Source organism: Pseudoalteromonas sp. 120-MNA-CIBAN-0494, from assembly GCF_040308885.1.
Taxonomy (GTDB): Bacteria; Pseudomonadota; Gammaproteobacteria; order Enterobacterales; family Alteromonadaceae; genus Pseudoalteromonas; species Pseudoalteromonas nigrifaciens.
Window position 1 is genome coordinate 78,030 of the sequence record NZ_JBEOOE010000014.1, and the last position, 10,055, is coordinate 88,084.

Genomic DNA, 10,055 nt, shown 5'->3' on the forward strand with positions numbered 1-10,055 from the left:
CATTTTTTAAACGGAGTTTAAAGTTTAGGTAGAATCAGCTGGTAATTTTAGAAAAGCGCTTTAGATTTATTGTTAGATGATTATAGAAAATACTAAAGCGTTTAATAGTATTGCCAGCAAGGTGACAATTACAGGGTAAAATCTATATTTATTTGCTTTTAAATTAACCGTTTAAGAAAAAAAATCAGAAACAACGCATTATTGATAAATATTTTCTAATTAATAGAGCGAAATAAAATTTAATGTGCTAATCTTAACTTGCTTTGAGTTTTTGCCTAATGAATTTACGGATGTTGTGCTGCGTTTAAGGTTACCGGTTTGGTTATTACTTCTTCCTGTACTGTACCTCCATATTTTTGAGCATTGATTCAAGGAGGATATTGCCATAATAATATGGCTGAATTTTAATTATTGACTTACAGGAAAATTTAGTATGTCGGTTACTGGTAAAGTAAAGTTTTTCAACGAAGCTAAAGGCTTTGGTTTCATTGAACAAGAAAATGGTCCTGACGTGTTTGTACATTTCAGCGCAATCACTGGTTCTGGTTTTCGCACTCTTAGCGAAGGTCAAGCAGTGACATTCAGCATCAAGCAAGGTCAAAAAGGCCCTGAAGCTGAGAACGTAGAAGCAGCATAATTTATTATGTGAACCTTCGTTCAACGTGGTGAAACAGGCTACTGTTTCACCATAATTTTCTTTTTAAATAATTCACATTCTCGCAAATAAAATCCAAATTTTTACCTCCAAATATTAACCTCCAAATATTAACCTCTAAATATTTTAATTATCACTTATCAACTTAAACACTCTGTTGTTGTGCGTCATTTTAATAATTACAATTTTTAAAAATTCCATTACTCAATAAATAAAATCATTCTTTATGTATTTGCTATTTGTAGTTTAAATAACCACAAACACAGCAAATCATGGGTTATAAAGTTTAATGGTAATATTATTAAAAAAGATTAAATAGCTTCTTCACTGTGTTGAAAGTAACTTAAAAAGAGTAACTAATTTTTGTTTGTGCGCAGTTAATTTAAATCCCCCTTCGTTATTTACTCCCACTGAATTTAAAGCAGTTTTAATAAGCTGATACAAGGTCGTCAAAGTTATTAAAAGTAACTTGTGTACGCATGTAAGTTGCGTATGTAAGTGCTGCGAGCGTACAAAGGCGCTACAACAGGGTATTAAACTACCAGCCTCATAGTTTAAGGGGTAAGCACTCCTTAGCTTTAATGCTGTGTTAATCAATCCACATCACTTTAAATTAATAAAAAATGATCAGGCTATAGAATTAAATCATCACTAGCTGCGTTAAAAGTAATTTTTAGTCACCACACGAGCGTACTAAGTGAAAGTGATGGCAAAGTAATGATTCAGAACAACGAAATATAAAGCCTTGATTAAGAACAAGAGGCTTGCTCGTCATTAAAATAACCCTTTAAATTAAGCATATTAATATTATTGCCTTAGGGGATGTAGTAATTATCAACTACTCTCAAATAAGCCTGCAGATACCGCTTTAGTAGCAAACATTAAAAATAAACATTGTGCTAATAGGGTGGTAATGATTTATATTATTTTTGCATTTTAAAAAATGGATAAGCCATATTTATTGTTTGAATTCTACCTTTATGGTTAGTTTTTTATAATGTAATACACAATAGTTATTATGAAGTGGGTTGTAGATTATCTATGGTACAAATGAGTTTTCGTCTATAAAACGCTCAAAAGTTGTTAAAGATAAAATAATAGAAGGTTATTTATATTTTTTTTTTAGTCTCTAAATAGTTAACGTGAAATGTTATAATAATGTTTATTTTTAAGTTGTTAATTATGAATGTTGTTATTGCAAAAGGGTTTCATGAAAGTATTTGCGGTAAAGTGGTTGCAATAATGTTAATGTTATCGGGTTGGTATATTAAATAACTAGTTCATATGCATATTTATTTATAGGTAATGCTAAACATCAAGTTGACATGACTTACTGCATTTAGCATTATTGAAAGGTTGATATCTATTAAAAGATATCAGGGTTGTCTTCCTCTTGTAGGTTGATAATTAAATTATAAAAGTAACATTACTTAATTGGTTGGGAACTATGTCTGTTAAAATCAGAAAGAGTCTTGTAGCAACTGCGTTGGTTGGCGCATTTGCATTTGCAAGCAGCAATGTGATTGCAGATCCTTTGAATGACGTGCAACAAGCAGGTCAGCAAATTCAAAAGGCTGCAGTTAAGTCTCAAACTAAAATTGACAATGTATATGGTCAAACTCAAGAGCTAATAGCTGAGTACCGTAGCATCGTTGATGAGACTGAACTTATGAAAGTGTACAACGATCACGTAGCACGTTTGGTTGATGACCAAAACGCGTCTATTGAATCGTTTGACCGTCAAATAGCAACTATTGATAACACTAAACAAAACGTTGTGCCTCTGATGTATCGCATGATCGATACGCTTGAGCAATTCATCAAAGCGGACGTTCCATTTAATCTTGAAACGCGCTTAGGTCGTGTTGAAAGATTACGTGAAATCATGTCTTCTTCTTCTGTAACAACGTCTGAGAAATTCCGTCAAGTACTTGAAGCTTACACAGTAGAAACATCATACAGCTCAGCTGTAAATGCTTCACAAGGTACGCTTGATGTTGATGGCCGTAGCATTAACGTTGATATCGGTCGTTTAGGTCGTATTACTTATGTTGCGCAGTCTTTTGACTTAAAACATGCTTGGGTTTGGGATAACAACACTAAACAGTGGAAAGAATTAGGTGAAGAATACCTAAAATCTGTTAAAGAAGTGATCCGTATGGCACGTAAGCAAGCGACACTAGAACTTGTTAAACTACCAATTTTTGGCGCGGAGTAATCAATAATGAAGAAACTATTTAAAGGTTTTGCTGTTGCAGCAGTACTAACTGTTTCTGCAGGTACCGCGCTTAATGCACACGCAAATACGAATGCATTAGATAAAATTCTTGAGCAAGTAAAGCAAGAGCGTATCTCTGAAGGTAAAATCAATAAGCAACGTGAGCAAGAGTTCTTATCAGAACGTGCTGACAAGCAATCATTACTTAATAAAGCGAAAAGCCAATTAGCTGCTGAAAAGTCACGTGGCGATCGTTTAACTAAAGAATATGCACAAAACGAAAACACGCTAGCTGAGAAAGAGCAAGCACTACAAAATGCTCAAGGTACACTTGGTGAAATGTTTGGTGTTGTACGTCGTGCAGCTCAAGATGCTATCGGTTCTATCGAAGCGTCATTAGTAAGTGCTGAAAAGCCAGGTCGTGCTGAAGTATTACGTTCATTAGCTGCGGCTAAAGAGCTTCCTACAGTTCGTGAGTTAGAAGAGCTTTGGATTTCACTTCAAACTGAAATGACAGAGTCTGCTAAAGTTTCTACTTTTGAAACTGAAGTTGCTGGTCTTGACGGTAACCCGTCAATGAAAAAAGTAACACGTATTGGTAACTTTAACTTAGTTACAGATGACGGTTACTTAATTTATTCACCAGAAACAAAGTCGATTCAACCACTTGGTAAGCAGCCTGATAGCTACATTTTAGACGGTATTGCAGACCTTGAAAAAACATCACCTGACAACTATGCTGGTGTATATGTGGATCCAACACGTGGCGCGATTTTGCGTATTAACACTCAAAAAGCAACACTTATGGAATACTTCCATCAAGGTGGCGTAGTAGGTTACATAATTACTGCGTTGTTAGCTTTAGGTATGTTAATTACTCTAATTCGTTTTGTTGACCTTACGCTTACTACAAGCAAAATTAAGAGCCAACTTAAAAATGTTGCTACACCGAATACAAATAACCCATTGGGTCGTATTCTTAAAGTGTACCATGACAACAAGAATCAAGATGTTGAAAACCTTGAGCTTAAACTTGATGAAGCGATTCTTCGTGAAACGCCACGCATCGAAGCTGGTATCAACATTATCAAGATCCTTGCTGCAATCGCACCATTACTTGGTCTACTAGGTACAGTAATCGGTATGATATTAACGTTCCAAACAATCACATTGTTCGGTACGGGCGATCCGAAGATCATGGCTGGTAATATCTCTCTAGCACTTGTAACTACAGCGCTAGGTCTAATTGCTGCACTACCACTAATTCTACTTCACGCACTTGTAGCTGGTCGTAGTAAGTCGGTATTACACATCCTAGATGAGCAAAGCGCAGGTATCGTTGCGACTCACGCGGAGAAGGAGAAAGCCTAATGCTAGTCCTGATGGAGATATGGGAATCTATCAGGGATTTTGTTGGCACAGGCGGCCAGGTTTTATACGTGGTCGCGATAGCACTCTTTCTGATGTGGGTTTTAATGATTGAGCGCTATTGGTTCTTACTTGCAGAGTTTCCGCGTTTATCGCAAGAAATTATTGCAAAGTGGGATGCCCGCCAAGACACTACGTCTTGGTACGCACACAGAATCCGTGAAGCATGGATTTCTGAAGCGTCTGAAAAATTAGATCAGCGTATGTTGTTGATTAAAACATTAGTAGCTGTTTGTCCTTTAATAGGTTTGTTAGGTACTGTTACGGGTATGATTTCGGTTTTCGAAACCATGGCTAGTCAAGGTACTGGTAATGCACGATTAATGGCATCAGGTATTTCAATGGCAACAATCCCAACAATGGCTGGAATGGTTGCGGCACTATCTGGAGTGTTTTTTAGCTCACGTCTTGAGACAAAAGCTAAAATGGTGAAAGCCAAACTTGTAGATAACATGCCTCATCACTAGAGAGAGAATTAAATATGGCACGTAAACAACGTTTTCGTGAAGAAGAAGAAGCAGCGGTCGATATGACGCCGATGCTTGACATCGTATTTATCATGCTTATTTTCTTTATCGTAACTACATCGTTCGTTAAAGAGGCTGGTATCGAGGTCAATAAACCAAAAGCTGCCCAAGCTACTAAGCAAAAAAATGCTAACATTTTTATTGCTATACGTAGTAACGGCGAAATCTGGGTTGATAAACAACAAATTGATGTTGAACGTATTTCAGCAAAAATTGAAAGTTTATTAGCAGAGCAACCTACCGAAGTTGTGATTATACAAGCTGATAAAGAAGCTAAGCACGGCACGGTAGTTAAAGTGATGGACCAGATTAAAGCGACGGGTGATAACCTAAGAATTTCAATCGCTGGAGATCAGTAATGATTCGTTTTCTGTTTTCACTGATTGCAGGTGGGGCAGTTACTTTCGGCTTGTTCTACTTCATGGCATTCCTCATCTCTGGTGGGGCTGACCGTAATACTGAACAAAAAGAGCAGATCATAGTCGAAATAATGACGAATCCGCCTGAATCTAAGGTGCAGGAAAGAAGGCGTGTTCCGCCTCCTCCTCCTCCACCGCCTAAGCAGCCGCCTAAACCGCAGCCGCCACAGCCGGAAAATAACAACCCTAATCCTGGTGGATTGTCATTTAATATGCCAAGCATCGATGTGGGAAGCACGGCAGGTGGACTAAGTGGTCCGGGTGCATTTGGACGAGATGGTGATGCGACACCTATCGTTCGTATTGAACCAAAATATCCAACGCAAGCAGCACGTGATGGTAGAGAAGGTTGGGTTCAACTTTCGTTCACTATCGATGAGTTAGGTGGCGTGGTTGACGTTGATGTAATTGACGCTGACCCGAAACGTATCTTTGACCGTGAAGCTAAACGTGCATTGCGCAAGTGGAAGTACCGTCCTAAAATTATTGACGGTAAACCACAAAGACAAGTTGGTTTACAAGTTCAATTAGACTTTAAACTTAACCAAGGCAACTAAGGAGGCGAGTAATGAGAAATTTATCTAAAGTAACTGCTCTTGCAATTCTTATGTCTGTATCGGGTGCAGCTTTGACTGCACCTGTTTTAGCGGCGCCAAATTACGCAAAAATTGAAGAGCGTAAAAAAGCAAAAACTAAAATCATGGGCGAGCGTACTGGTAAAAAGGTAATTAAAGCGTTTGACTTGTATAATGAAGATGATGTTGATGGTGCACTTGCTTTACTTAAAGAGTTAGATCCGTCTAACGATTTTGACAAAGCAACTGTAAATCGTTACTTAGGTAGTATGTATGCTCAAAAAGAGCAATACAAAACAGCCATTAAGTATATGAAAGCAGCGATTGCACCAGATGTATTAAACTTTGCCGATCAAGCACAGGGTTTAAAAACCTTAGGTGATATGTATGCAGGTACTGAGCAATATAGTGCTGCAAAAAAAGCCTACGCTGATTGGATGGACTTTACAGGTGAAGAAGATCCGAAAGTTTATACTCGTATTGCGCAAGCAAGTTACGAACTTAAACAGTTTAAGGATGTTATAGAACCTGCAGATAAAGCGATTAAGCTTGAAAAAGAGCCAACAAAAGCTCCTTATCAACTTAAGCTAGCTTCATATTTTGAACAAAAGCAGTATCAAAATATGGTTCAAGTTGCAGAAGAAATCGTTCGTGTATGGCCAGATGATAAAAAATCTTGGGTAGGCTTAGGTAAGTATTACTTACAAACTGAAGACTACAAAAAAGGCCTAGCAACTATGGAAGTTGCATACAAAAACGGTTACTTTGAGAACGAAGTTGAATACAAAGTACTAGCTAACTTTTATTCTTTAAACGAAATACCTTATAAAGCAGCATTAACGCTTGAAAAAGGTGTTAAAGAAGAAAAAGTACAACGCACTAAGCAAAATATCAGTGCAATTGCTAGTAACTACCATCGTTCAAAAGATATTGAAAAAGCCGCTAAGTATTACGAAGAAGCTGCAAAATTTGATAACGATGCTGAGCTTTATCGCAAAGCCGGTTCGTTACTTTTACAATCTGAAAACTTTAGCGCTGCAGTTGTTCGTTTGAACAAAGCACTAGAGTTAGGCTCTGATAAAAAGGGCACTATTTATTCAGATTTAGCTGAAGCGTACTACTACCAAGCTAAGTATAAGCAAGCACATGCTGCAATTACTAAAGCTATGGATGACCCTCGCACGCGTAAGTTTGCAAAAGGTTGGGCTACATATATTAAAGATAAAGCCGCTCGCAACGGTGTTAAAATTTAATTTTTAATGTATATTAGCAATTTTTAAAAAGCCCCATTGGGGCTTTTTTTATTGGGATGAACATGAACAAAACGCTTATTTTTTCATTTTTACTTTGTCTATTTTTGGCCTCTTGCTCTAAGCAACCACAGCAGTACACATCGTTTGATGAAGCGCAGCACGCATTAAAATCGCTTAACTTAGCTTTATATCAGCCAAAAAATAGTAAACACACAGGGCTGCGTAGTGAGCAATTGCCTTTTACAGATGCGTATTTAAAAAAACGCCACGCTATTTATCAAAGCTTAATGCAAATGCAACTAACCAAGCAGCAAACTGAGCAGGTTAACTATCTTGTTATTGCAGAGCGTTTTCCTGAACGTTACTTTGCCTGGCCAGCACATACAAATGTTTTAGTTAATTTACTTAACTTAGCAAGTTCAGAGAGTGACTATCAAAATATAAGTAATTGGCTTGAATTTGTGCAGCGACAACTAGAAAGTGCGCAATTAAGCAATTTAAAGTTGAATAAAATTGAACACAATTTAATAAAAAATTATGTGCTTAGTGCACTAAGCGATAAAAACATACCCAATAGCTTATTAGCTCAACTTAATATTTTAAAAGATTATTTAGTGCAATATAGCCCCAGAGGAAGTGTCGGGCTATATGGTTTAGCTAATGGCAGTGAGTGGTATCAAAGTAAGCTAAACTATTTTAGTGGTACAGTGCACTCTCCGCTAGAGTGGCTTACTATTATAAATGAGCAGTTAAAAGAGGAAAGTACACAACCAGCCAATCAGGAGGTTAGCCAAATTTATCCACAGTCATTTTTGGTGCAATTTACTAATGGGGATAAAGAGGTACCAGGTTTAGATTGGTTGTCGGGGTTTAGAAACTTACCCGCTATAGCTGAAAACAAATCACTTTTAGCGCAGCAAAAAACGCTAATGTTAGCAATGATGGAAACTGATGTTGGATTGCATATTCATGCGTGGACCTTGCCACAGGCAAAGGTTAACTTAATAAAGCGTTTAAACATTAGCGAAATAGATGCAACAAGATTAGTTAAAAATATAGTGCTTTACCCTGGGCAGGCATTTAGCTTTGCTCAGCAATTACTTTAACTGCTCCAGCGACTTAACGTTGCTCAATGTGCGCTTTATTTAGCGCACTGTTCACAACGTTGTGTAGCTGGATCTAATTCGAGTAATGCTGTGGTTATAGGCTCTTCACAATCACAGCAATAACCGTACTGACCTATCTCAATTTGACTCACAGCAGCCTCTAAAGTGGTCATTCGTTGAATATATTCACCGTATTCGGGACCTAGTTTTTGCGCCGCCAAATCGAGCCACTCTGCATTGACTGTTTGCGTTAATAAAGATAATAAATGCTGATGAGATAGATGCGCTGATTGAGAAAGTAAGTTTAATATAGTTAATTTTACTTCCTCTATTTCATTAATTAACCTTTGCTGATGTTGCATCGTGTATAACCCCTTTATAATTAGCATTGAGCAATAGGGGTATTATCTAGGTAGATTTACTTACGCGTTATGATTTGCATCAAACTGTGGCGCTTTGGCATACTTACTTAGTACCTCTGCGACATCTTCTTTGGCCTTTAACCGGCGGATCTCGTCAAATAATGTTATTGCCTGTGGGTACTGACGCTTTAAGTAGCCTAACCACTGCTTAGTACGCGATGCAAAGTACTTTTCATCTTTAGCCGGGTCGTGATGAATAGCAGAATTTATTAAATGATAAAGAATATGCTCCCACTCGAGCCCTACATAATCTTCATTATTTATATTCGCTTTAATCTTTTTTGCTAAATCGGGATGAGATAACGCACCACGACCAAGCATTAAGTCGGTACAACCACTGCGTTTTTGGCACAACATAGCATCAGCTACTTGCCATATTTCGCCATTGGCCACAACCGCAATATCTTTATCTTTAATTAAAGGTGGGATCTTTTCCCAATAAGCAGGTGGGTTATAGCCATCACGTTTAGTGCGAGCATGAATTGCAATACTACTTGCACCAGCGCTGACAACAGCATCTACTATTTCTTGGCTGTTACTGTCATCATCAAAACCAAGACGAATTTTTGCACTCACTTGATGCTTGCTATCAACGGCGTCTCTTACCGCTTTAATTATTTCATACATGTGCTCGGGATCTTTAAGCAGTACAGCTCCGCCTTTACTTTTATTAACAGTTTTTGCAGGGCAGCCAAAATTTAGGTCTATGCCATGGGAGCCCAAACTAATTGCTTTAACTGCATTTTCTGCAAGCGCACCTGCAACTTGACCTAATAACTGAATGCGTACCGGTGTACCAGCACTAGTGAGGCCATTATTGCTAAGTTCAGGACAGTAACGATAAAAAACTTTATCAGGTAAGCAAGCATCAACAACACGCACAAACTCAGTCACACATAAGTCAAAACCACCTATATTGGTAAGAAGTTGGCGCATTTTGAAGTCAACAACACCTTCCATCGGTGCTAAAACAAGTTTCATAGAAAGATTAATTATGGCTAAATAAAGGGATGTGTAGTGTAACCGTTAATCATAAATTGATAAATCCGTAATTACCGCGCATAGTTACTTTAGCCAAAAAGTTTACAATTAATTAAACTAAAATGAAATTTTTTATTTTTATACAGGTCTACTTAAATACATACTCGTATTTTCCAATTCTTTGGTTATACAATCTTATTAAAAAGAGAGTCATATAATGAATACAATCAAAAAAAGTTCAATCGCGTTAACACTAGGTGCAGTTGTTGTTGGCTCTGCAAGCTTTGTATCTGTGGATGTGCAAGCCAATCCTTTTGAGTTTCAACAAATGGTTACCGGCTATCAAATAGATGCTACCGAAGGTAAGTGTGGCGAAGGTAAATGTGGCGGCGAAGCAAAAGCTAAAAAAGAAGGCAAATGTGGCGAAGCTAAATGCGGCGCAGATGCAAAAGCTAAAAAAGAAGGCAAATG

Annotated in this window: 10 protein-coding genes and 1 pseudogene; 9 read left to right on the top strand and 2 right to left on the bottom strand. The window is 37.5% G+C overall.

The features are described 5' to 3' along the window. Positions 1 to 433: 433 nt before the first annotated feature. From AAEY55_RS10645 to AAEY55_RS10680, 8 genes are all read left to right on the top strand, one after another. Positions 434 to 637 (top strand): cold-shock protein, encoded by a 204-nt coding sequence (locus AAEY55_RS10645; protein ID WP_002961702.1) that lies wholly within the window; start codon positions 434 to 436, stop codon positions 635 to 637. 1,465 nt (positions 638 to 2,102) lie between these two features. Then, positions 2,103 to 2,873 (top strand): DUF3450 domain-containing protein, encoded by a 771-nt coding sequence (locus AAEY55_RS10650; protein WP_058373057.1) that lies wholly within the window; start codon positions 2,103 to 2,105, stop codon positions 2,871 to 2,873. Positions 2,874 to 2,879: 6 nt separating this feature from the next. Next, positions 2,880 to 4,244: a MotA/TolQ/ExbB proton channel family protein gene (locus AAEY55_RS10655; RefSeq protein ID WP_086993326.1), complete on the top strand. Its 1,365-nt coding sequence runs from the start codon at positions 2,880 to 2,882 to the stop codon at positions 4,242 to 4,244. Further along, on the top strand, positions 4,244 to 4,768 hold the full coding sequence (locus tag AAEY55_RS10660) for a MotA/TolQ/ExbB proton channel family protein (RefSeq protein WP_011327873.1): 525 nt from the start codon (positions 4,244 to 4,246) through the stop codon (positions 4,766 to 4,768). The genes AAEY55_RS10655 and AAEY55_RS10660 overlap by 1 nt, the downstream gene beginning before the upstream one ends. 14 nt (positions 4,769 to 4,782) lie before the next feature. After that, entirely contained in the window at positions 4,783 to 5,187 is a 405-nt protein-coding gene (locus tag AAEY55_RS10665) for a biopolymer transporter ExbD (RefSeq protein ID WP_007583867.1), read from the top strand. After that, on the top strand, positions 5,187 to 5,804 hold the full coding sequence (locus AAEY55_RS10670; RefSeq protein WP_089368026.1) for an energy transducer TonB: 618 nt from the start codon (positions 5,187 to 5,189) through the stop codon (positions 5,802 to 5,804). The genes AAEY55_RS10665 and AAEY55_RS10670 overlap by 1 nt, the downstream gene beginning before the upstream one ends. Positions 5,805 to 5,815: 11 nt before the next feature. Further along, positions 5,816 to 7,075 (top strand): lipopolysaccharide assembly protein LapB, encoded by a 1,260-nt coding sequence (locus AAEY55_RS10675; protein WP_011327876.1) that lies wholly within the window; start codon positions 5,816 to 5,818, stop codon positions 7,073 to 7,075. A 62-nt stretch (positions 7,076 to 7,137) separates the two neighbouring features. Continuing rightward, a complete protein-coding gene (locus AAEY55_RS10680) occupies positions 7,138 to 8,181 on the top strand; it encodes a hypothetical protein (protein ID WP_089368027.1) in 1,044 nt (347 codons plus the stop codon). 35 nt (positions 8,182 to 8,216) lie between these two features. Here AAEY55_RS10680 and AAEY55_RS10685 read toward each other — a convergent pair whose 3' ends face one another. Continuing rightward, positions 8,217 to 8,543 (bottom strand): conjugal transfer protein TraR, encoded by a 327-nt coding sequence (locus tag AAEY55_RS10685; protein ID WP_089368028.1) that lies wholly within the window; start codon positions 8,541 to 8,543, stop codon positions 8,217 to 8,219. 60 nt (positions 8,544 to 8,603) lie between these two features. After that, positions 8,604 to 9,584, bottom strand: a complete 981-nt coding sequence (locus tag AAEY55_RS10690) for a tRNA-dihydrouridine synthase (protein WP_089368029.1) — start codon at positions 9,582 to 9,584, stop codon at positions 8,604 to 8,606. A 217-nt stretch (positions 9,585 to 9,801) separates the two neighbouring features. Between AAEY55_RS10690 and AAEY55_RS10695 the strand changes: the two are divergent. Continuing rightward, a pseudogene (locus AAEY55_RS10695) lies at positions 9,802 to 10,055 on the top strand (hypothetical protein); the annotation flags it as partial.

Coding starts and splice junctions, on each gene's coding strand:
- AAEY55_RS10645 (WP_002961702.1), top strand. CDS start 434: ATGTCGGTTACTGGTAAAGTAAAGTTTTTCAACGAAGCTAAAGGCTTT.
- AAEY55_RS10650 (WP_058373057.1), top strand. CDS start 2,103: ATGTCTGTTAAAATCAGAAAGAGTCTTGTAGCAACTGCGTTGGTTGGC.
- AAEY55_RS10655 (WP_086993326.1), top strand. CDS start 2,880: ATGAAGAAACTATTTAAAGGTTTTGCTGTTGCAGCAGTACTAACTGTT.
- AAEY55_RS10660 (WP_011327873.1), top strand. CDS start 4,244: ATGCTAGTCCTGATGGAGATATGGGAATCTATCAGGGATTTTGTTGGC.
- AAEY55_RS10665 (WP_007583867.1), top strand. CDS start 4,783: ATGGCACGTAAACAACGTTTTCGTGAAGAAGAAGAAGCAGCGGTCGAT.
- AAEY55_RS10670 (WP_089368026.1), top strand. CDS start 5,187: ATGATTCGTTTTCTGTTTTCACTGATTGCAGGTGGGGCAGTTACTTTC.
- AAEY55_RS10675 (WP_011327876.1), top strand. CDS start 5,816: ATGAGAAATTTATCTAAAGTAACTGCTCTTGCAATTCTTATGTCTGTA.
- AAEY55_RS10680 (WP_089368027.1), top strand. CDS start 7,138: ATGAACAAAACGCTTATTTTTTCATTTTTACTTTGTCTATTTTTGGCC.
- AAEY55_RS10685 (WP_089368028.1), bottom strand. CDS start 8,543: ATGCAACATCAGCAAAGGTTAATTAATGAAATAGAGGAAGTAAAATTA.
- AAEY55_RS10690 (WP_089368029.1), bottom strand. CDS start 9,584: ATGAAACTTGTTTTAGCACCGATGGAAGGTGTTGTTGACTTCAAAATG.